This window comes from Acinetobacter sp. ANC 4216, from assembly GCF_004331195.1.
GTDB lineage: Bacteria > Pseudomonadota > Gammaproteobacteria > Pseudomonadales > Moraxellaceae > Acinetobacter > Acinetobacter kookii.
Genome location: NZ_SJOC01000002.1, coordinates 75,583 through 96,908, shown reverse-complemented (window position 1 = coordinate 96,908; position 21,326 = coordinate 75,583). Strand labels below are relative to the sequence as shown.

The window sequence follows — 21,326 nt, the reverse complement described above, 5'->3', positions numbered from 1 at the left end:
ATGCTGAAACCTGCGGTTAAAAGATTAAGGGATTAAAAGATCAAGGGATCACCGGATCCCTTTTTTATGCCCGCAATTTTAGTAGCCAGATTCAGTGGTTTCGGATTTGGCTGCCTCAGCTTTTTTTGCTTGGGCCTGATTCATGTCCGGATATTGGGATTGCCAGTGTTCCAGCTGTTCCTGGGCATGTAAAAATTCACCCAAGCCTTTGGTTTGATTTGCTGAATTTTTAATCGGCTCTGCTGTTTTTTCTTTGTTTTCATCATAGAATTTGGCCTGATTCTGCCAGTATTCTGCCATCAGCCCTTGAATATAACGCCCTTGCTCGGTTTTCAAATCCAGTTCTTTGAGCATGGTTAAAGCCGAGTAAATATTGTCACGTTTACGGTTATAGGCAAATTCATCCGTCAGTGTACCCTGATCCTCCATTTTGACCAGTTCATCTTCCATCTCGTCACTCATTTGGCTGAAACGCTGGTCGAAGTCGGTCAGTAAGGCAATATCATGTTGATCTTCTGGCGTTTTTTTAAATTCTTTTACCGGTTCGGTAATCAGTTCCTGCATGACCTTATCTTCAAGCTGAATCTTGTCACCTTGAGATACGGTATCTGGCTTACGATCACAGGCACTCATCAGTACACTTGAGTACAGTAAAACAGGAAGACCACAGTGTTTGAGTTGAAATTTTATCATGATGGGTTCCTTTATTTCTGATCAATTTTTTTAAAGTCATAGGCATAAGTTACATAGGGAAATGCAATTTCATCCTGGGGATGCTTGCCTGTATACTCTAAAACGATCTGTTCAAATTCAGCTTTTAACTGCTGCTGTTCTTGTGCGGACATGGCGGCAATAAAACTGGTAGAGAGCAGGCGTTTGGACACCACCTGTTCCACAGTGCCAACATGCTGCTGCTGAAACGTTTCGGTATTTGCTAACTGAAACAGCGCTTGCTGTTCAAAAACCTTTTTCCATTGGCCGCTGTGATAACGTGGCGTATTGCCCTCCAGCGGTTGAATGCGGTCTGCCAGCGCTTTGACCCAGTCGACCTGAACATCGCGCTGATTCCAGATCAGTGCCAGATGCCCGGACGGTTTGAGCGCTTGATGAATTTGCCTTAATGATTCAAGATTGGCAAACCAGTGAAAGGATTGTGCGCAGATCACAGCATCTATACTATGTGCCGTTAACGGCAGAGATTCACTCGATGCCTGCAGCGTTTGAATGTCGGGATAGGCATGTTGCAATTGTGCCAGCATGGCCTGAATTGGCTCAATGGCAATGATGTGTGAGGTCAGCTGTTTTAAATAAGGTAAGAATTTGCCAGTACCCGCACCCAGATCAACCACCTGCGACTGTTCATCCAGTTGGAGCTGATCACGTAGCCAATGGACGATGTCTTGTGGATAACTCGGCCGTACTTGTTGATAAAGTTCAGCAGCAGAACTGAAGCCTTTTTGAGCAGCAGGATGAAGTGATTGTGTCATATTTTGCGCTTTTTAATCTTCATGGCATCTATAAAATAACATAGTCGCTTTTCGTAAATAGGCAAGGTGTCTATTTGTAGTATTGAATCTGATAAAGGGCCGATTTGCTTCGGTGTGGAAATGGATAAACACATTATTTTTGAAGACGAACAAATTCGTGCAATCTTTCTTAAAGGCTCATCGGATGAACTGATTTTCTCTTTTGGCGATTTAATTACCCGGGCCAAAGGACTGTCGATTAATGCCGAAAAATCCCTGCATAAATATGACTTTAACGTAATTGGCATCATGCCCAAGCAAAAGTCCTGGTTTCCTGAAAGTTCAATGCGCGAGATGTTTGCCCAGATTCAGGAACTGATTGCGCCGTTTAAAAACCGTATTGGCTATGGCGGTTCCATGGGCGGATATGCGGTCATCAAGTATTCCAACCTGCTGGATTTAAAACGCGTGGTGGCTCTGGTGCCGCAGTATTCCATCAATCCTGAAGATGTCGAAGACCCGCGCTACAACATGTTCTTTGATCCTGAACAGAATGCCAATATGCACATTCAGCCACAGGATGTTGCAGCTGAACGTGAATATATTGTGGTCTATGATCCTTATTGTCCGGAAGACCGTGCGCATTATTTAAAACTGGAACAGGTGCTGCCAAAAATTCAGACCCTGAATTTACCTTTCACCGGACATGATGCCATTGCGGTTCTGGCCAGCTCGGAATTGTTGCGTGACTTTTTGCTGCACAAGTTTGATGCCATCTATTTTTACCGCAAAATCCGTCAGGTGAAAAAGAACAGCAAGTTTTACTATCGCAAAGTCATTGAAAATCTGTTGCCCCGGCACCGCAATGCCTTGGGTTCCATTCTGGTCAATAATGATTTGCAGCTGGACAGCCAGTTTTTTGATGCCAAGCTCAAAAACAATTTACTCAGAGAATTGCTGCGCAATAAACAGGTCAGTCAGCAAGATTTACTGAAACTGGGCATACAGGTCAATTTGCCACAGGAAAGTCGTAGCCAGTTACTGGACTGTTTTGGTCATGGACTGGTATTTAATGTGATTAGCCAGAAGATTGAAAGCTATGCCGCCAGCGCCATTGCCCTGAACCATAAATTTCTGATTCCGATCTTTGCCAAAGGCAGTGGATTGGTACAAATTGCATTGAATGATGAGCGTTATATTGTGGCCATGAATGACCGGCAGGTGATGAAACTGTTCAGGGAACAGGACGCCTTAACAGCCGGTATGCATCCCTTGGTCATTAAAAAATATAGTGATTTTTATCTGCTCAGTTATAAGCATTTAAACTTGAGCAATAACGAATATGGCAGTCATGAGTTCTTGGAAGATACTCCGCAAACGGCGCAATTTGTGACCCAGCCTGAACCGGTATCTGCCCTATAACCTAACAGATTCAGGGTTGAGCATATGCCCGATTTGTTTTAATTTTGATCACTTGCTTTATCTTTAAATCGGTCTAAGATAGAGCGGTAAGGCAAGTTCTCATGACTCAAAATTAAACAATAAACAAATAACGGGTGCTTAAGGATGAAACGTGATTTTATACCGGCTGTACTTTTAACCCTCATCTCTATATCCATACCTTCCTATACTTTTGCACACAGTCTATATCCGACTTATATCATTATGGGCGGGGGCATGCTTGTTGTGTTTGTTCTGGCAATCTATGTGTTCTATGCAATCCGCAAGTCAATTCAACTGCATATCAACAAACCCACCAAATAGTGGGTTTTGTATTTTTAATCTCTAAATTTGGTTGAAAAAGAATGTAAAACTGGCTTTTAATGTCTGGGCAATAATTTTTAGATATTCATCAAACTCAGCCAAGGAAAGCAGCATGAAAGCCGTATTTTTAGATTATGAATCGCTGGATAAAAATGATCTGGATTTCAGTCAGCTTGAAACTGTATTTGATGAGCTGACACTTTTTCCAGCGACGACTCCGGCACAGCTCCTCGAGCGAGTGCAGGAGGCAGAGGTCATTATCAGTAATAAAGTCGTGGTCGATGCAGCGACCATGCAGCAATGTCCCAATCTCAAACTGATTTTAATTTCCGCAACCGGCACCAATAATATTGATCTGGTTCAGGCACGTAAGCAGGGCATTGTGGTGTGCAACTGTCAGGGTTATGGCACTGCCGCAGTGGCTCAGCATACGTTAAGCTTGATGCTGGCTTTGGCAACCTCATTACTCAAATACGACCGTGCCGTAAAGCAAGGCGAGTGGAACAAGGCTTCACAATTCTGTCTGCTGGATTTCCCGATTATCGAACTTTCCGGCAAAACGCTGGGTATTGTCGGTTATGGTGAACTGGGACAGGCTGTGGCGAAGCTGGCGGATGCTTTTGGCATGAAGGTCTTGGTCGGGTCATTGCCGAACCGTCCAGCTGATGCCAGTCGAATTCCTTTTGCAGATTTATTGCCCCAAGTCGATTTCCTGAGCCTGCATTGTCCTTTAACTGAAGACACCCACAATTTAATTGATGCCCACGCCTTCGATGCCATGAAACCGAGCGCATTTCTAATTAACTGTGCACGTGGTGGAATCGTTGATGAAGCCGCCCTTGCCGAAGCCTTACGCCAGGGCAAAATTGCCGGTGCTGCCACCGATGTGCTTACGGTGGAACCGCCTAAAGACGGAAATGTACTTTTGGCCGATGACATTCCCAACCTGATTATTACTCCGCACAGTGCATGGGGCAGTGTGGATGCACGGCAACGGATTGTGCAGCAGATGCAGCAGAACGTGCAGGCTTTTAAAGCAGGACAGCCGATTCGACAGGTCAATTAATCTGTATTAAAAAAGCCTCTCTATGAGAGGCTGATTGCTTATAGTCAGCTTGATTTATAAATTGGGCTTGGTTTTACCTATGCCACTTGTACTTGAGCAGCCAGTCATATGCAGCTGCAAATTAATTATTGGTTGAAGATTCGCTTAGCGGGTGAGAAATAATCGGTGCGGGCTGATCATTTGGACTGCCAATAATATTATCCTTGGTTTCATTTATTTTATGATTGACCGTGGCTGCTGCGTGTTGTGACTTTTCTTTGGCAATGGCCGATTTTTCAGTGGCAAAGTCTTTGGTTTCTTCCCACGCATGTTCTACCTTTGGTTTTACCTTGGCGATCCCTTTTTGCGCAGCAGTATCCACCTTTTCCACCGTGTTCTGAACCTTCTGCTGTGCCTTATGACCGAGCACTTTAAAGATATTAGGGTTGTCTCCGTAGGGTGCAGACTGGTTGTGCTCTGAAGTGCTGTCAGGAGTGGCTGTGCCTGTTTGAGCCCAAAGTGGAGTAGAGAGCAAAATTGCACTGGTCACTAATACCGTTTTCATCATTTTCATTGTGGGTTTTATTCCTGTTTTGGCAATGCGTTTAATCTGTTCTATTTGATTTTATTTTAAGAATGAATTGAGGAGAAAACGTGAAATGTGGCGAAATTAATACAGATTTATTACATTTAAGATCAATCCGGGATTCATGAGGCAAGAAAAAAGCCCATTGACATGAGCTTTTTTCACGAGATCTGAGAGATGAATTTATTCTTCATACTGATTCGGCGTTTTAATCGTAAATCCTGAATATATTCTTCCTGAATAGATGCCCAGCTCTGCATGCGTTTTACCGTTAATGTCCATATTGCTCGGGTGTGAACCGTTGCTATCCGTGCTGTGTTGTGAATTTTTACTGACAAAGTTTTCGTCCGCAGTTTGAGTTTGATTCATCTCTTTATTAACATTTTCCGCTTTATCAGCAGTATTTTGCTCACTGTCTTTTGCTTTTAGCTCTGAAGCTGCGTTGGGGGTTGGGTTGGCGAAAAGGGGAGTACAAGCTAAAAGTGCAGTGCTAATCAACATTGTTCTGATTGTTTTCATAGCTCGATTTATCCTTGCATGATAAAACTCGAGTGTTTACCGAGTTATAAGATCACTATCTTAATCGGTCCAATTTCTAAATTTTGAATTTAAGAATAAATTCCAACGTTTTAGCAACAGCGAATTAACAATCTGGACAAATATGTGAATGTGATTTTTGGTTATTCTTTTTTAGTTTTTGAATTTAAAAATTTTTTTCAAAAAACATAATTTGGCCTGGATACAAAGTATTGATATGTAACATTTTAGAATAAATAAAGATGAGCGGTAGTTGAATGGAATTGAAGCGAATGAGGAACTTTTTATTGAAGGGGAAGAAGAATCACCGAATCCATATAGAATCGGTGATTCTGGGTGTATGAGTCAGGCATTAGTTACATTGTGCTAAAGCATCTTTATGAAAATAATGGCGTAGCGCAAGGAAGTTTTTTTGCACTGCAGCATCATTCAGGTCAAAGTTAGTGGCTGTACTTGTACCATCTGTAGCAAACACGGTCGAGCTGCCCGTGATGAGGGTATTGCCCTTAAATGACCAGTGTTCTATGGCTTTTCCCGCTGGCAGGTTGCCGGTAAATTCGATCATGCATTTGTTGGTAAATTTGGTTAGTTTGGCTTTGTTGTCGATGGTGTTTGGATAGACTTCCAGATTCTGAACTTCTTGTAGGACACCTGTTTCAAGTGTGGGAATAGTGGGAGCAGTGGTACACGCCGTAACAGCAATACTCGCAAGACCAGTCAAAATAAGCATTTTAAGTTTCATGTGATTCTTTCTTGTTGAGTGTTGTTAGTTTGAGTATATGAAATTCAGATGAAATTGCCTATGATCTAAAAACTAATTTTTAAACAATACTATATTCCTATAGATATAAATATGGATCACCTACTAGACTCTTTAGATCAAATAGAAAATTTAGAAGATCAGCTGCGTGATCATATTAATCGTGGAGTTCTTCATTACACATTATTAAATAATAAGCACAAGTGGTGGATGCTATGTAGTGCTTTAGATGTATTAGGAGATACTTTCATAGCCTTTAAGGATTATTTGCAAACAGATTTCCCTAAAGAAACAGGGCTGAAATACATTTATTGCTATGGAATTTTGCAATGTTTTATTCTTCAACAAGATAGTTTGAAGCATCTATATGAAGTATTCGAAGTTCAGTGGGAAACAACTAGTGAGCTAAAAAAGATCCGTAAGGTTAGGAATGCTTCGATTGGTCATACAGTTCTAAATAATGAAGGAGGAAGAAGCGAGAAAGAAAAGAATGAATTTAACAATTTTATTTCTCGTATCACTATTAATAAATTAGGTTTTGACTTATTGAGATATTCAAAAAAGGCAGAACATACTGTTTATGAAGAAATTTCTATTCATAAATTACTTAAGAAGCAACTAGATGAAGTAATAGTTCTGTTGAAAAGACTAAATAAAGAAATAATTGTTATGGAAAATGAAGTTAAAAAGAAATTTGAAAATGAAAAATTAGTTGACTTGCTGCCGATTTCTTATTGGTATGAAAAAATTCATAGTATTTATGATGAGCAGAATAAGCTCTTTGCTTATACGGCTCTAAATCATATCCAAGAGCAATATGTTGACTTGAAAAAGTCTCTCGAAAATAGATTATTACAGAACGAATATTGGTTTAATGAAATTGAAGATTATCTAGTCGCAATTGAGTTAATGAGAAAATCACTGCTAGAGAATGATGATCAGGCGGCACGTATATATAATTTTTATCTTGATGAAAAAAATGACTATTTCAAAAGCCTAATGGCTGAAATTGATGAAAAATATGAAATAAAAAACCCGCTCTAAAGCGGGTTTTTTGAATTAATCAGAACTTAATGCTGCAACACTGAAATATCAGCCACTTTGGTAAACAAGCCACGTAACTGAGCAAGCATACGTAAACGGTTTGCTTTTAGGTTAGCATCATCTGCCATCACCATCACGCCATCAAAGAACGCATCTACAGGCGCACGCAGGGCAGCTAAAGCAGACAACGCAGCTGTGTAGTCTTTGGCAGCAAATAACGGCTCAACCACAGGCGTAATTTTCGCAAGTTCAGCAAACAATGCTTTCTCGGCATCTTCCACTAGGTTCGCTTCAACCACAGCACCAGTCGGCTCTGCTTCTTTAGCTAGAATGTTGGCAACACGCTTGTTGGCAGCAGCAAGTGCAGCCGCTTCAGGCAAGTCACGGAAGTGATTGACCGCATTGACACGCTTGTCAAAATCAAGCGGAGATTTTGGTGATAACGCTTGAACCGCTTGAATCACGTCAACAGCAACGCCTTGGTCTTCGTATTTGGCACGGTAACGACCTTCCAGGAATGCAACAGCGTCCGCCAAAGTCTTGTCGTGATCTTTCAATACATCGCCATAGGCAGCTAAAGCAAGTTTGATCAGGTCTTCAATTGACACATCAAGCTCGTTTTCAGTCACTAGACGCAAAATACCAATCGCAGAACGACGCAGTGCAAACGGGTCTTTCGAACCTGTCGGCGCTTGACCAATACCGAAAATACCGGTCAAGGTATCCAAACGGTCGGCAAGAGCAATCGTTGTCCCGGTTTTGGTTTTTGGTAAAACATCACCGGCAAATTTAGGTAAGTATTGCTCGCCTAATGCTTCCGCAACTTCATCATTTTCGCCTTCAATGCGTGCATAGTAAGTACCTGCAATACCTTGAAGTTCAGGGAATTCACCCACTAGCTCAGAGGTTAAGTCGCATTTCGCAAGTAGGGCAGCTTTTTCAGCATCAGCAGGGTTTGCACCAGTGATCGGCGCTAATGCTACAGCCAACTTCGCAATACGTGTCGATTTGTCCCACAGTGTGCCAAGCTCAGCCTGGAATACCATGTTGGCAAGTTTCTCTTTACGAGATGCAAGCGGTTGCTTTTGATCTTGCAAGAAGAAGAATTCAGCATCAGAAAGACGTGGACGAACAACTTTCTCGTTACCTTCAATAATTTGTGTAGGGTCTTTCGACTCAATGTTTGACACCGTAATGAAGTACGGTTGAAGTTTATTGTCGCTATTGACCAAACAGAAGTACTTTTGGTTGTCCTGCATGGTGGTGATAAGCGCTTCTTGAGGAACTGCTAGGAAGCGTTCTTCGAAGCTTGCACGTAACGCAACAGGCCATTCCACCAGTGCAGTCACTTCGTCACGAAGGTCACTTGGGACAATGGCAATCGCATTGACTTCATCAGCCAGAGCTTTTACTTGCTGGTCGATGATGGCTTGACGCTCTTCAAAAGACGCAACCACGTGAGCAGCTTTTAACTTCGCCAAGTATTCATCAGCATGGTTCAGCGTAATGGCTTCAGGCGAATGGAAACGGTGCCCATAAGTCACGTTGCCTGCCTTGTGATCCTGAATGCTTGCATCAATCACATCGTTGTCTTTAAGCAACACGACCCATTTTACCGGACGCACGAATTCGGTACGGCTGGCCGCAGAACGCATGCGTTTTGCGATTGGCAGGTTGTCCAACGCATTTTGTAAAATTTGCGGTAAAAGTACGTCCAGGCTTTGGCCTTTGACATCTTTTAAATAGCACACTTTTTCAACTTTACCGGCCTGGAAAGTCGAAACTTGATCAACCGTGATGCCCTGACCACGCATAAAGCCTTCCAAAGCTTTGGTTGGTTTGCCTTCCGCATCAAAAGCGGCTTGTTTCGCAGGGCCATCAAAACGTTTTTGTGTATCGGCTTGGGCGCCTTCAACATTGACAATTTTCAATGCGAGGCGGCGTGGTGCTGCATAGGCTTCAATTGCATCAAATGCAAGACCAGCATCTTTTAAGCCTTTTTCGGTTTCGGCCTGAAGGGCATCACGTAATTTTTTTAAGCTTTTTGGTGGAAGTTCTTCACAGCCAAGTTCAAATAAAACAGTATGTTTAGACATTATTTGTTCTCCGCCACTTTTTCTGCTTGAGCTGCTTCTGCTTCAACTTGTGCTTTTAACTGCGCCAATACTTCATCACGTAGATGCGGTTCCGCCATCGGGAAACCCAGTTTCGCACGTGCTGCAACATAGCTTGTTGCAATTGAGCGTGCCAAAGTACGGACACGCAAAATATAACGCTGACGTTCAGTGACTGAAATCGCACCACGGGCATCCAGCAGGTTAAAGCTATGCGATGCCTTGACCACCTGTTCATAGGCAGGCAATGGCAGTTCTGCTTCCATTAAGCGGGTTGCTTCAGCTTCGTAGAAGTCGAACAGTTCAAACAGTTTGTCGACCGGGGCATATTCAAAGTTGTAAGTGGATTGCTCTACTTCGTTTTGATGGAATACGTCGCCATAAGTGACCGTACCGAACTGACCTTTGGTCCAGACCAGATCGTACACCGAGTCTACACCTTGCAGGTACATCGCCAGACGTTCCAGACCGTAAGTAATTTCACCAGTCACCGGATAGCATTCCACACCACCGACTTGCTGGAAGTAAGTGAACTGGGTCACTTCCATACCGTTCAGCCAAACTTCCCAACCTAAGCCCCAAGCGCCAAGTGTTGGCGATTCCCAGTTGTCTTCCACGAAACGGATGTCGTGGGTCAGGGTATCAATACCAATGGCTTTTAGCGAGTCAAGGTAAAGCTGCTGGATATTGTCTGGGTTGGGTTTAAGCACCACCTGGAACTGGTAGTAATGTTGCAAACGGTTCGGGTTTTCACCATAACGGCCATCTTTCGGACGACGTGAAGGTTGTACGTAAGCCGCGTTCCATGTTTCTGGCCCTAAAGCACGCAGGAAAGTGGCAGTGTGGAATGTCCCTGCCCCCATTTCCATATCGTAAGGTTGTAACACCACACAACCTTGTTCAGCCCAGTAGTTTTGTAAGGCAAGAATTAAGCCTTGAAATGTATCAATATGCGATATGGCGCGACTCATGTAGCATCCATTAAAATTAGAGAAAAATTGGCTCTAAGTATAAGGATTTTGTAGGGGAGTGGCAAAGGTTTAAATATTGATGCACTTTTTTAAATCGTTAATACGGTTTCTAATTTCTATAGCGCAATTGGGTTGTATATTTTCTGCCACTTCGCAAAACATCCAAGCAAATTCTAATAAGCCATTATCGGTTAATGGTTTTGGATCAATAGTGATATTTTTTTCATATGCTAGAATAAAAATGTTTGCAAAAAGCATTGGAATTTTTTGAAAGTTTTGAAATTGATTATCATCTAAATTTATTTGCTTTTTGAAAATATCACCGATTTTTACAAGTTCAAGCATTTGCTCTTCATCAGAAGATTGGCAAAGATGAATTATTTTTTGTGTTATTCCTTGTAAAATAAGAGAAGTATTAAAATCCTCAACTTCTTCTAAAAGCTTTATAAGTTCTGGTTGTGATAAAAGTTGCCTGTAATGCTTAATTTTTTTTGTAAAATAATTTTGTTTAGTCCCAGCGGTCTGGAAATTAATTTCTCGTTCGTATAGGGCTAATTCAACATTTGGACTTTCTATAAAGTCTAAATTACAGTTCAAAAGATCTGCAATTTGCATAAAAATATTATCGGCATCCGCTTTATAAATAACTTTGCACTCTTCATCACTTTCTAAGAATTGATGGCTACTTTTTTGTAGCACCTGCTCATTATATTCAAGCCAATAAAGCCAGTTGTTATAAGGGCGTAATTCATTTAGAGCATCCATCAAAGGATCATTTTCACCACTATAGCCTGCAACAACCCAAGTTTTCGAGCAACCTGTGGAGCGAACAATTTGGGTTAAAGTTTCCTTATGTGCTTCAAGCTGATCCGTTGTATTACGTTGTACAAAACCTACATGCTGACCATTTAAATAAACAATACTCGGGTCGTGTAAAAGTTCTGCATTAACTTGACCCATTGCACCCAAATCATAAATTGCAGGGAAAGGGTACATGCCGACCATATAGCAGGCATGAATTAAAAGAGGATCGAAATTGACAGTGAGAATACGACTGAAATAACCTTGTTTTAAAAGCTCAGCAATTGCAATATGAGCAAAATTAAGTTTTGCTTTTTTAATACCCTTAGTTTTATTTCCTTCAATAAACCATTTAAAAAGTTCTTTCCGCTTAACGTTCGATAACTTTGTCATAATGTCATTGTATTGCAGTTGGTTAATGTCTTCTTGAGCAAGACATTGTTCTTCTTCAGTAAAATAATCAGGAAAGTTCTCAATCGCGATTTTCATGAGTTGCTGTGCAGGTGGGATGCCTGCTGAAACAGAAATTCCAGCACCAACTAATAAAATTGCACCACCTTGCTCTTTTGCATCTTTTAGTGAAGCAGCTAGGTGTTTAAGTAATTCTTCGCGATTTTGTGTCATTGATTTTTTATAAAGTCATAAATTTATCTTTATATTATGGCTAAGGTTATGTTTTTCAAATTTATATTTAAGAGATCACAGATTTATTGATAAATATAAGATATAAAATAAATACACCTTTAATCTTCAACCTTCTATAATTTGCAGCTTCTTCCCCAAAACAATAAAAGGCGTGCCGTGTTTCATTCCCGACTTGAATGGCTGAATACTCTAAAACCCAATTTCAAGGTTCTTCCCCTGAAAGAGCGCCTGCTGTGCGGTCTGGGTGCATTACTTGGACTGACACTTTCATCTTTCATAAGCTGGTGGATGCTGGGGGATATCAATGCATGGTATATCGCACCGATGGGGGCATCTTCGGTGTTGCTGTTTGCCGTGCCTGCCAGTCCCTTGGCACAGCCATGGAATATGGTGGTGGGAAATATCATTGCCGGGATCATTGGGGTGACCTGTGCCATGTATATTCCTAACCTGACCGAAGCTTTTAGCGTGGCGGTGGGGATGTCTATTATCTTGATGATGACTACCGATTCATTGCATCCGCCAAGTGGGGCGGTAGCCATTACTGCCGTTTTGGGGGGAGAGGCAGTCCATGAGCTGGGATATCATTTTATTTTTTATCCGGTGTTATTAAACTCCATGCTGTTGTTGGTGATTGCAATTGTGTTTAACCGCCTGCTTGGAAAACAATATCCGCAAATGGCCCAGATCAACCAGCGTTCTAAAGACCCGACACCAACGCAAAAAGTCACCATTCAACCGCAGGATATTCAGGCAACGCTGGATCAGCAGACCGAGCTGCTGGATATTAGTGAATATGACTTGCAAAAAATCATTCTGGCAGCCCAGGAGAAAGCCAATGCCCGCGGCATAAGCCAGTTTAAGTGTCAGGACATCATGACCAAAGACGTGATTAGCTTGAATGAAAATGAGGATATCCATTCTGCCCTGGATAAATTCAAGCACATGAATTTAATGAGCCTGCCGGTGATTAATGCCCAGCAGCAACTGGTCGGCACGCTGGCTTTATACGAAGTGGTGGAATGGTTTAAACGTGCAACCGATTTAAGAACCACATGGCAGCGTCAGGTCAAGGACATTATGGTTCGGCAGGTCATCACCGTAAAGCCGGAGCAACCGATTCAGGATTTGGTGCCTTATTTTGTCGAGCGCTCGTTTAACTATATTCCTGTGGTGGAAAAGCAGAAAATGGTGGGCATTATTAGCCGTGCCGATATGATTGCGGCATTGAACCAGCAGCTGAATGTGGCGGCATAAAGCAAAAAACAAAGCAAAAAAAAGCTACGACTGATTGGGGTAAAAGTCGTAGCATAAAACGAACTCAACTCATGGAGTTCAACGGGTTGTTAGCGATTTTGATCCGGATTTACCGTACGGATCGGGTTGTTATATGCCGGTGTCTGACCAAACATGGTATTGGGCTGTTTGGGGATCACAAGCCATAAGATTAAATACACCAGGATTCCCGGGAATGCTGCGCTCATGACAGAAACAAGAATAAAAATAATGCGCAGTAAAGTCACATTCCAACCAAAACGTTCAGCAATACCACCCATTACACCTGCAATCATGTTTTGACGCTTAGAGCGATATAAACCAACATTGGCCATCTAGGTCTCCTTAATAGAAAATAGCAAAGCAGTTAAAACAACTCGCTTATAAATAAAAAATGGAGATGAATGATTCTTTTTAAAGGGCCACACCATAAAAAATAGTTAAGTTATGTAAATGTAAGTGCGTATTGCGATGTCGTGATTTAAAATGTTCTTCGGTTAAATAAGTTGATTTATATCAATAAAAATCAATAAAATAAGCTTTAATGTATGAGTGTAAATTAAAGATCATTTCGTTGTAGCTTATTTTTTGTAGTGGCAAATATGGCTAGGGACAGCCAAAGAACGTTTAACGCCCTGGAGGGAAAAGGTGGTTCAAAAAACGGATTATTACGGCTGTTTCTTGGTGGTGATGTGTGCAGCTTTAATGGGCTGCAATAAACCTCTGGAAGATTCTGTCGCACAACAAATCAGAAAAGAAACGTCAGCTCAGAGTGGTGAGCAGGCTAAAAGCCTGACCGATGTTGCGGGGCGGGCGACTGTTCCGGTAGGGGAAACCGAGCCAGGGCTTAAAAATACCATGCCAAAAAGTGCCCAGCCCTATATTGGCCGTTATCAAGCTACGATCAGCTGTGAAGATCCTTTTGTCAGATGTAAAGAGGGTACAGCAGATTATGTGATTAATTTGCTGGAGGATGGGATTGCCCATCGCAACCTGATCCATTCGGGGCAAATCAGCTTCGCTTCAAACCCCTATCACCGTCAAGATCGCTGGTCTTATGATGTGCAAAATCATCAGGTGATTTTGTATCGCTCAAATGGCGTAGAATTTTTTTATAATATTGATAAAGATCAAAATCTGGTCATGGATCTGGACAAGATTGCACATGCATCCGCCTTAAACGAGCAATATTTTGCCGAAGGCAATCCTTTTCCACAACAGGCTTACCGTTTGCTTAAGGAGAAAGCCAGTTAAAGCAGGGGATACTGGCTTGATTGAGCCAGACGGATAAAAAATGTTTTAAAGGTGCAGTATTTTTTTTATATTGACGTGTAGAAATAAGATGAATAATAAAGAAATTTGGTGGGTTGTGAGGGACTCGAACCCTCGACCAATAGATTAAGAGTCTACTGCTCTACCAACTGAGCTAACAACCCTGAGTAAGGATTAGTGAACCTAAAGCATCGCTTTAAGGGTTCACCCGAGTGCAAGAAAAAATCGAAGATTTTTTAAAAATGCATTCAAGCATTGTGTTTTGCAGCATCGGTGTAGCAAAATTTCGAGAATGGCGAATCAACCGAAACGGTGTGGTTTGTCTTGGTCGGAATATTGCAGGTTTCGTTTCTATTGTAGTACGGAAAGTGTAGTACAGAAAGAAGCCCTAAGAAAGAATGGTGGGTCGTCCGCGATTCGAACGCGGGACCAACGGATTAAAAGTCCGCTGCTCTACCAGCTGAGCTAACGACCCATTCAGAAAGAGTGCTTTAAAAGCTAAAAAAGCTTCGTGTCAGAAGCCTTCAAAAAGATGGTGGGTCGTCCGCGATTCGAACGCGGGACCAACGGATTAAAAGTCCGCTGCTCTACCAGCTGAGCTAACGACCCATCTCTAGATCAATCAAAATAAGTGGTGGGTCGTCCGCGATTCGAACGCGGGACCAACGGATTAAAAGTCCGCTGCTCTACCAGCTGAGCTAACGACCCTGAACCAACATTCAGCGCTTGTCTGAATGTGCAGTGCAAGAAAATAAAAGCTTTCTAAACACCACTTTGTTTTGATGGAGCGTATTGTAGCAAGTTATCAAACGAGCGCAAGTAAAAATTAGCAAACTTGTTGATGTTTGATTATAAATACAACAAATTTGCTTAATCTCGTAAAAAAACAACGGCTCTGCAATTAAAAACGGTATTGATAGGCTTGAATATTGTTGAATATTTCCGCAGTTAAATCACAATATTCTGTTGCATTTGGCAGGAGTACCAGCAAACGCTCATCGGTCTTGTCGGGATCAAAAGCCTGCTCTTTCAGTTTGTTCTTTTGATATTTAAATGTGCCTGTGGTTTCGACTTGTGCCTGAACACGCAAAAATACCGGAACTGCATAAGCTGGCAAACATTTTTTAAACTCGCTTGCCATCTGCTTCAAGTCTTGGGTGGTTAATTCTGCACCCTCATTCAAGGTAATGGCTGCCATGCCGGCACGTCCATTGGTATGGGGGATTTCCACCCCGTAAACTACGGCTTCAGCAATTTTTTCATATTCACTGAGCACATTTTCAACTTCAGTGGTAGACACATTTTCTCCTTTCCAGCGGAAAGTGTCGCCCAGACGGTCTACAAACTGGGCATGACGGAAACCGATATCGCGTACCAGATCACCGGTATTAAAGAATGCATCTCCATGTTTAAACACATCTTTCATAATCACGGACTTATTTTTTTCCGGATCGGTATAGCCGTCAAAAGGTGAACGGCGGGTAATTTTGCCCACCAGTAAGCCGACTTCACCTTTTTTGACTTTTTTACACCAGCCTTTGGCATCTCTCACCGGCTGATTGCTTTCCTTATCAAATTCAATAATCGCATAAGGGGTTGGTGAGAAGCCGACCGTGTTGTCAAAGTTAAACACGTTACTAAAACCCACATTGCCTTCACTGGATGCATACAGCTCAAGTACTTCTTCAATCCCGAAGCGTTCCTTGAATTTGTCCCAGATATTCGGGCGCATGCCGTTACCGATCATTTTAGTGACCCGGTGACCTTTTTCCAGTTCAGACGGGGGGGCATCCATTAAATAGCGGCAGAGTTCACCGACATAACCAATGGCCGAAGCATCAAATTTTTTGACATCTTTCCAGAAAGCAGAGGTCGAGTATTTGCGGCGCAATGCAAAAGTTGCACTGCTTGCAATCACGCCACACCAGCACACCACAATGCCGGTGGCGTGATACAGCGGCAGGGTGCAGTACATGACATCATCAGGTTTTAAATCCAGCACGTGACCATAGGTGCCATAAGCCAAAGTCCAGCGGCTATGGGTGAAAATGACCGCTTTAGGCAGGCCGGTCGTGCCTGATGTGTAGATGTAAAATAGACCATCTTTACCTTGAACGGTGTGTGTGGTCGGGGTATTGAATTTCGGAAATTGATCCGCTTTTTCTGCAAGATTGGTCCAGCCTTGCGGTGCTGTGCCGGCATCCAGTTGCGTGGCCTGATCGGCGAACCAGTGAAAACGGTCTGCTGCCAGTTCCAGATCTTGGCGAACCTCTTCTACAGCTGCACGGCATTCTTCACCGGCAATTACGGCAATTGGCTTGACTAGGTTTATGCTGTGGGTCAGGGCCTTGCCGCTTTGTGAGGTATTGACCAAAGCAGAGGTAACGCCAATTTTTGCCAGGGCAATAACGGTAGCAATCAGCTCCGGACGGTTTTCTACCATCACCGCAATCACGTCGCCTTTTTGCGCACCGAGCGATAAATAAAAGTGTCCAATCTGGTTGGCCCATTCATTCAGTGCTTCGTAACTGAATTTCTGATCTTCAAATAATAAAGCCGTGCCGTGCGGATTGTGTCTTACCGCTTTTTCAAAGGCAATTCCCAGGCCTGCTGGAGTATTGGATGTACGCAAATAGGCCTGTTTGAGACCACTCAATAAATGAGGGACTTTGCTGATAAATTTAGGTATTTTGGCTGCAACATCCGCAATACCGATAAGATCGCTCGGTGTAGTGTGGTTCATATGAATCCTATTATTTTTCGTAATCCAATACAGTCTATTTGTTCGCAATATGCTTGCTATGATTTGTACACTTGTCTTTTAATCGTTTCAGTCTAGTGCAATCAACCTAATCTGACAAAAGTATCAAAAAAAACCCAGTCACCGGAATGACTAGGTTTTTTTATTTCATTGCACGAGAGCTAATTTTAGAACAAATTATGACTCATTTGCAGAGGTTGCTTTCTTTGGTGGACGGCCGCGAGGACGACGAGGACGGACAGGTTTATCCGTTTCTTCACCTTCGGTTTTTTCAGCTTCTGCTGTAGCCTCGGCCGGAGTTTGTACATCCTGCTGAACAGCTTCTACCGCCAATTCAGCTTGTACCGGTTCTGCGGCCTGTTCAGTTTCCACTGGCGCTGCTACCGTTTCTGCAACAGGTTCAGCCACTGCTTCAGTTGCTACTGGTTCAACGACTGCTTGAGTTACTTCGGCTTCGGCCACTTCGGCTGTCGGCGTTTCTGCTTCTGTTACAGCAACAGTTTCGGCCGGAGCAGTTTCAGGTTGGTTATGCGCCTGCTTTGCTTGCTCTAAAGCCTGTTCTGCAGCCTGTTTTGCCAAACGGCGACGTTCACGTGGATCATTTGCCACGCGTTTGTCCGACACCGGTTTTGGCGGCGTCAAGTCAAGCACGGGTGCAGGTTCTGCTTCAGGGGCGGCTTTGGTGACTGCTACATCACGTGTTACCGGTTGTGCTGGTATTTCAGCTTCGGTTGCCTGAACAGAAAGCGTTGCAGCATACTGCTCGGTAAATTTAACCAAGGCACGGTTGAATGTTGGAATTAAACCGAACTGTTCAATCAGCACGGAACAATCTTCACCATAAACATGGCGAATGAGACTGATCACGGTGTATTGACCCAAAGTTGGAACCTGAGAAGGGCTTAACTTCGGTGCCTGAGCCTGTTTTGCCTGAGCTTCACGTTTTTGGCGACGACGCATACGAGGGTCGTTGCTGGCACGCTTGTCTGCAGAACGTGGCTTGTGTGGCTCATGAGTTTCAGTTGCAGCAGGTTTTTCTTCCTTCGCGACCACTGGCTTCTCGATGACTGGCGCTTGCGCTTCAGCTGCTACCGGAGCTGCTGGAGGAATAGATGCTTCAATCACAGCAGGTGCTGAATCTAACGCAACAATTTCACTTTTCGCCTGATCGACATTAACCACCAATGCAGTTGCAAGAACTTCCTGACGAGGTGTATCAATCACTTCGACTTTAGGTTGCTGTTCATTCACAATTGCAGCCGGTGCAGCCGGTGCAGCTGATTGCGCTGCCTGTTCGTTCAATACGCTTTGATCGCGGTGGCGATTTGGGCGTTCCGGACGTTGCTGGTTGCGACGGTCACGGCGTGGCACAGCATTTTGTTCGGTTTGCTGATCAGCCTGTTGACGACGAGAAGGGCGCTTGTTTTCACGTGAATCCTGGCGCTGTTCTTGGCGTTGCTCATGACGGGGAACCTGAACAATTTCTTCATGCACCTGATTTTGCTGATTGTCATGCTGAACTTGTTCGCGTTGCTCTTTAGGCTTGTTACGCTTTTTATTGTGACGCTGCGATTTTTCTTCTTTGTCAGAATATTTATCTGCAACTTCACGAGGTTCCTGCTTGTTGCTTGCAGGAGCATTTGGCGTTAAGTAAGCATTACTGCTTGTTGTCGCAGCAGGTGCAGGTGCAGCAGCTGTTACCACCTGACCGAATTGACCACGGCTTACGGCGCCAGCATTGACCATTTGTTCAATAGCCGCAGCAGCGTTGTTTGCAGTACGCGCCTGATCTACAGTTGCGGCCTGTTTTTGTACAAACAGGTTTTCTAACCAGGCACATGGACTGGTCGACGGTGCAGCAGGGGCAGCGGCTTGAGTTTGTGGTTGAACAGCATGTTGCTGCTGTTTTTTCTTGTTGTTGCGCTCTGGCTGGCTTGAAGCTTGTGGAGCAGCTTGCTGGGCTGGTTGCTCTTCACCTAAATGCCATTCAGACGCTTCATAACCTAACTCTTTTTCACTTGAACGGGTGGCTTCGGTACGTTCATAGCTGGTTGGGGCAAAACCTTCAGGGTTATACGAAATTTCGTAATGTGGTGTTTCCAGGTGCGGGTGAGGCAATACGGTTACACGGACATTTGACGTTTGTTCTAAGTAAACCAGGCTGTGACGCTTTTCATTCAATAAGAATGCTGCAATTTCAACCGGAACTTCAACCTGAACTTCACCGTGACGTTCACGCAGTGCAATTTCTTCCACTTTACGCATGATTGAAAGTGATAAAGAGCGCAAGTCACGTACCATACCGGTACCATGACAGCGTGGGCAAACGTAACCTGTTGCTTCTTCCAGCGATGGACGCAAGCGTTGACGGCTCATTTCCATCAAGCCAAAACGGGACAATTGACCGAACTGGATACGGGCACGGTCGCTTTGGGTGGCTTCACGCAGTTTCGCTTCCACCATGCGCTGGTTGCGGTCTTTGGTCATGTCGATGAAATCGATCACTACCAGACCACCGATATCGCGTAAACGCAGTTGACGTGCAATTTCTTCGGCTGCTTCCAGGTTGGTGTTTAAAGCAGTGTCTTCAACGTCATGACCACGGGTCGATTTAGCCGAGTTAATGTCGATTGAGACTAAAGCTTCAGTCTGGTCAATCACGATTGAACCGCCAGAAGGAAGTTTTACTTCACGCTCATAAGCCGTTTGAATCTGGCTTTCAATACCGAAGTGAGCAAATAAAGGCTCATTTAAAGTATAGGTTTTTAACTTGTCGATTTGACGTGGCATGACTGCTTTCACGAAGTTATAGGCTTCGTTATAGGCTTGTTCCGAGTCAATCAGGATTTCTGCAACATCATCACGTAAATAGTCACGAATTGCGCGAGTCACTACACCGGCTTCTTGATGGACCAGCATTGGTGATGGACCTGAACTTGCCGTGTTTTGGATTTGCGCCCAAAGATCCATCAAGTGCTGTAAGTCAAGCTGCAGTTCTTCTTGCGAGCGGCCAATACCTGCGGTACGCACAATCACGCTCATGCCACGCGGAATATTCAATGAAGCCAACATTTCTTTCAGTTCTTCACGCACTGAACCGGAAATCTGACGGCTGATACCGCCACCTTTCGGGTTGTTTGGCATAAGCACCAAATAACGGCCGGCAAGCGAAATGAAGGTAGACAGGGCAGCACCTTTATTGCCACGTTCTTCTTTTTCCACCTGTACTAAAAGTTCGGTACCTTCAGTGATCAATTCGCGGATATTTGAAGTTTGGCGAGGATCTGCCTTGTAATACGAGTTTGCGATTTCACGCATAGAGAGGAAGCCTTGACGGCCTGCCCCATACTCTACAAAAACAGCTTCTAAAGAAGGTTCAACGCGAGTCACGTGACCTTTATAGATATTGGATTTTTTTTGTTCACGGGTACGATTTTCTAGATCGAAATCGTAAAGACGCTGACCAGTGACAAGTGCAACGCGAATCTCTTCGGCATGTGTTGCATTAATCAACATACGTTTCATGGGTGTAACACCTAATAGTGATACACAGCAGGACATCGCTATACACGTAGCGAACATCATACATTACGGATCAACACCCAGATCTCAAAATGACGCAATTGTGGTCTGAGCTTTTTTACCGGCCTTTTTTTGGGCTTCGGTTTTTGATTCACGTATTGAAGATGGCAATACGGCTTCAATCTTATAAACGATTAAAGTCACCTGAACGATTCACTGGCGGACTAACGGTGCATTGGATGTGAGTAACTTTCACTGTCACGTAGCTTGAAGATCGTCCCTTCATTAATTCATGATCGGGCATCTTGATACGGAATTATCATCGTATCGGTGCTTTATGTGCAGATCCAATGCATCAACGTTGTAGCCTGAATGCGACTTCAGGGTGCGACTAATCTGATGTGTATCAGTTTACGTTTAAAAACCAACTAGGTTGGCGACATATTTTTTAGGGCAAACTGATTTATGTACGAAGTACAATTAAACGCAACAGTTTGCTTTTTTGCCGATATAATAAGCCTTCGGCGTCGGCATATTCTTTAGGGACCTTTCCGTATTTAATGTGAATGGTGAAATTTAATATTGAGCTTCAAAAAAAGATTGAAGTAATTAAATTTTTTCACACTAACGGCGGTATCCGTGCGCTGACTATATCAAACCTTGCATCATCTGCCTATGGGCTAAGCTTATCTTTCTTGTGTAAAGCATAGCCTAAGTGATCAGTTTTTAATCAATTTTAGTATTTTTTGGGTCATTGTAACTG

The 21,326-nt window shown here is 43.3% G+C and carries 17 protein-coding genes, 4 tRNA genes and 1 pseudogene; 7 read left to right on the top strand and 15 right to left on the bottom strand.

From position 1 onward, the window contains the following. Positions 1-78: 78 nt before the first annotated feature. Both E0H88_RS01960 and E0H88_RS01955 read right to left on the bottom strand, forming a co-directional pair. Positions 79-693, bottom strand: coding sequence for a hypothetical protein (locus E0H88_RS01960; protein ID WP_131272919.1), 615 nt, complete (start codon positions 691-693; stop codon positions 79-81). Between the two features lie 11 nt (positions 694-704). Then, positions 705-1,487, bottom strand: coding sequence for a class I SAM-dependent methyltransferase (locus tag E0H88_RS01955; RefSeq protein WP_131272917.1), 783 nt, complete (start codon positions 1,485-1,487; stop codon positions 705-707). A gap of 120 nt (positions 1,488-1,607) precedes the next feature. Between E0H88_RS01955 and E0H88_RS01950 the strand changes: the two genes are divergently transcribed. The 3 genes from E0H88_RS01950 (at position 1,608) to E0H88_RS01940 (ending at position 4,296) form a co-directional block, all read left to right on the top strand. Then, positions 1,608-2,888 (top strand): hypothetical protein, encoded by a 1,281-nt coding sequence (locus E0H88_RS01950; RefSeq protein ID WP_131272916.1) that lies wholly within the window; start codon positions 1,608-1,610, stop codon positions 2,886-2,888. 144 nt (positions 2,889-3,032) lie between these two features. Next, a complete protein-coding gene (locus tag E0H88_RS01945; protein WP_131272915.1) occupies positions 3,033-3,230 on the top strand; it encodes a hypothetical protein in 198 nt (65 codons plus the stop codon). A 112-nt stretch (positions 3,231-3,342) separates the two neighbouring features. After that, positions 3,343-4,296: a 2-hydroxyacid dehydrogenase gene (locus E0H88_RS01940; protein ID WP_131272913.1), complete on the top strand. Its 954-nt coding sequence runs from the start codon at positions 3,343-3,345 to the stop codon at positions 4,294-4,296. A gap of 121 nt (positions 4,297-4,417) precedes the next feature. Here the strand turns inward: E0H88_RS01940 and E0H88_RS01935 are convergent, their stop codons facing one another. From E0H88_RS01935 to E0H88_RS01925, 3 genes are all read right to left on the bottom strand, one after another. Further along, on the bottom strand, positions 4,418-4,849 hold the full coding sequence (locus E0H88_RS01935) for a hypothetical protein (RefSeq protein ID WP_092819117.1): 432 nt from the start codon (positions 4,847-4,849) through the stop codon (positions 4,418-4,420). A 195-nt stretch (positions 4,850-5,044) separates the two neighbouring features. Then, a complete protein-coding gene (locus tag E0H88_RS01930; RefSeq protein ID WP_131272911.1) occupies positions 5,045-5,380 on the bottom strand; it encodes a hypothetical protein in 336 nt (111 codons plus the stop codon). A 370-nt stretch (positions 5,381-5,750) separates the two neighbouring features. Continuing rightward, complete coding sequence (locus tag E0H88_RS01925) at positions 5,751-6,140, bottom strand: hypothetical protein (RefSeq protein WP_131272909.1); 390 nt, start codon at positions 6,138-6,140, stop codon at positions 5,751-5,753. 111 nt (positions 6,141-6,251) lie between these two features. Here E0H88_RS01925 and E0H88_RS01920 point away from each other — a divergent pair, with 111 nt between their 5' ends. Continuing rightward, positions 6,252-7,202, top strand: coding sequence for a hypothetical protein (locus E0H88_RS01920; RefSeq protein ID WP_131272907.1), 951 nt, complete (start codon positions 6,252-6,254; stop codon positions 7,200-7,202). A gap of 26 nt (positions 7,203-7,228) precedes the next feature. On the opposite strand, the gene glyS is transcribed toward E0H88_RS01920, so the two are convergent. The 3 genes from glyS to E0H88_RS01905 all read right to left on the bottom strand — a co-directional run bounded on the left by glyS (position 7,229) and on the right by E0H88_RS01905 (position 11,712). Then, positions 7,229-9,298, bottom strand: coding sequence for a glycine--tRNA ligase subunit beta (gene glyS / locus E0H88_RS01915; protein WP_131272905.1), 2,070 nt, complete (start codon positions 9,296-9,298; stop codon positions 7,229-7,231). After that, entirely contained in the window at positions 9,298-10,287 is a 990-nt protein-coding gene (gene glyQ, locus E0H88_RS01910) for a glycine--tRNA ligase subunit alpha (RefSeq protein ID WP_131272903.1), read from the bottom strand. Before glyQ ends, glyS begins: the two co-directional genes overlap by 1 nt. A 69-nt stretch (positions 10,288-10,356) precedes the next feature. Further along, positions 10,357-11,712, bottom strand: a complete 1,356-nt coding sequence (locus E0H88_RS01905; RefSeq protein WP_252151965.1) for an SIR2 family protein — start codon at positions 11,710-11,712, stop codon at positions 10,357-10,359. Between the two features lie 177 nt (positions 11,713-11,889). On the opposite strand from E0H88_RS01905, the gene E0H88_RS01900 reads away from it, so the two are divergent. Continuing rightward, positions 11,890-12,990 (top strand): HPP family protein, encoded by a 1,101-nt coding sequence (locus tag E0H88_RS01900; RefSeq protein WP_131272901.1) that lies wholly within the window; start codon positions 11,890-11,892, stop codon positions 12,988-12,990. Positions 12,991-13,079: 89 nt separating this feature from the next. On the opposite strand, the gene E0H88_RS01895 is transcribed toward E0H88_RS01900, so the two are convergent. Then, positions 13,080-13,343 (bottom strand): PspC domain-containing protein, encoded by a 264-nt coding sequence (locus E0H88_RS01895; protein WP_092819110.1) that lies wholly within the window; start codon positions 13,341-13,343, stop codon positions 13,080-13,082. 313 nt (positions 13,344-13,656) lie between these two features. Here E0H88_RS01895 and E0H88_RS01890 point away from each other — a divergent pair, with 313 nt between their 5' ends. Next, complete coding sequence (locus E0H88_RS01890) at positions 13,657-14,262, top strand: hypothetical protein (protein WP_131272899.1); 606 nt, start codon at positions 13,657-13,659, stop codon at positions 14,260-14,262. Positions 14,263-14,368: 106 nt separating this feature from the next. Here the strand turns inward: E0H88_RS01890 and E0H88_RS01885 are convergent. From E0H88_RS01885 to E0H88_RS01860, 6 genes are all read right to left on the bottom strand, one after another. Beyond that, positions 14,369-14,444 (bottom strand) — tRNA-Lys (locus E0H88_RS01885). A gap of 235 nt (positions 14,445-14,679) precedes the next feature. Next, positions 14,680-14,755, bottom strand: a tRNA-Lys gene (locus E0H88_RS01880). A gap of 58 nt (positions 14,756-14,813) precedes the next feature. Then, positions 14,814-14,889 (bottom strand) — tRNA-Lys (locus E0H88_RS01875). 23 nt (positions 14,890-14,912) lie between these two features. Further along, a tRNA-Lys gene (locus E0H88_RS01870) sits at positions 14,913-14,988 on the bottom strand. 193 nt (positions 14,989-15,181) lie between these two features. Further along, complete coding sequence (locus E0H88_RS01865) at positions 15,182-17,023, bottom strand: long-chain-acyl-CoA synthetase (RefSeq protein ID WP_131272898.1); 1,842 nt, start codon at positions 17,021-17,023, stop codon at positions 15,182-15,184. A 195-nt stretch (positions 17,024-17,218) separates the two neighbouring features. Then, positions 17,219-20,566 (bottom strand): Rne/Rng family ribonuclease, encoded by a 3,348-nt coding sequence (locus E0H88_RS01860; protein ID WP_131272896.1) that lies wholly within the window; start codon positions 20,564-20,566, stop codon positions 17,219-17,221. Between the two features lie 398 nt (positions 20,567-20,964). Here E0H88_RS01860 and E0H88_RS16305 point away from each other — a divergent pair. Beyond that, positions 20,965-21,273 (top strand): annotated as a pseudogene (locus E0H88_RS16305) (hypothetical protein). Positions 21,274-21,326: the final 53 nt, after the last annotated feature.

Coding starts and splice junctions, on each gene's coding strand:
- E0H88_RS01960 (WP_131272919.1), bottom strand. CDS start 693: ATGATAAAATTTCAACTCAAACACTGTGGTCTTCCTGTTTTACTGTAC.
- E0H88_RS01955 (WP_131272917.1), bottom strand. CDS start 1,487: ATGACACAATCACTTCATCCTGCTGCTCAAAAAGGCTTCAGTTCTGCT.
- E0H88_RS01950 (WP_131272916.1), top strand. CDS start 1,608: ATGGATAAACACATTATTTTTGAAGACGAACAAATTCGTGCAATCTTT.
- E0H88_RS01945 (WP_131272915.1), top strand. CDS start 3,033: ATGAAACGTGATTTTATACCGGCTGTACTTTTAACCCTCATCTCTATA.
- E0H88_RS01940 (WP_131272913.1), top strand. CDS start 3,343: ATGAAAGCCGTATTTTTAGATTATGAATCGCTGGATAAAAATGATCTG.
- E0H88_RS01935 (WP_092819117.1), bottom strand. CDS start 4,849: ATGAAAATGATGAAAACGGTATTAGTGACCAGTGCAATTTTGCTCTCT.
- E0H88_RS01930 (WP_131272911.1), bottom strand. CDS start 5,380: ATGAAAACAATCAGAACAATGTTGATTAGCACTGCACTTTTAGCTTGT.
- E0H88_RS01925 (WP_131272909.1), bottom strand. CDS start 6,140: ATGAAACTTAAAATGCTTATTTTGACTGGTCTTGCGAGTATTGCTGTT.
- E0H88_RS01920 (WP_131272907.1), top strand. CDS start 6,252: ATGGATCACCTACTAGACTCTTTAGATCAAATAGAAAATTTAGAAGAT.
- glyS (WP_131272905.1), bottom strand. CDS start 9,298: ATGTCTAAACATACTGTTTTATTTGAACTTGGCTGTGAAGAACTTCCA.
- glyQ (WP_131272903.1), bottom strand. CDS start 10,287: ATGAGTCGCGCCATATCGCATATTGATACATTTCAAGGCTTAATTCTT.
- E0H88_RS01905 (WP_252151965.1), bottom strand. CDS start 11,712: ATGACACAAAATCGCGAAGAATTACTTAAACACCTAGCTGCTTCACTA.
- E0H88_RS01895 (WP_092819110.1), bottom strand. CDS start 13,343: ATGGCCAATGTTGGTTTATATCGCTCTAAGCGTCAAAACATGATTGCA.
- E0H88_RS01865 (WP_131272898.1), bottom strand. CDS start 17,023: ATGAACCACACTACACCGAGCGATCTTATCGGTATTGCGGATGTTGCA.
- E0H88_RS01860 (WP_131272896.1), bottom strand. CDS start 20,566: ATGAAACGTATGTTGATTAATGCAACACATGCCGAAGAGATTCGCGTT.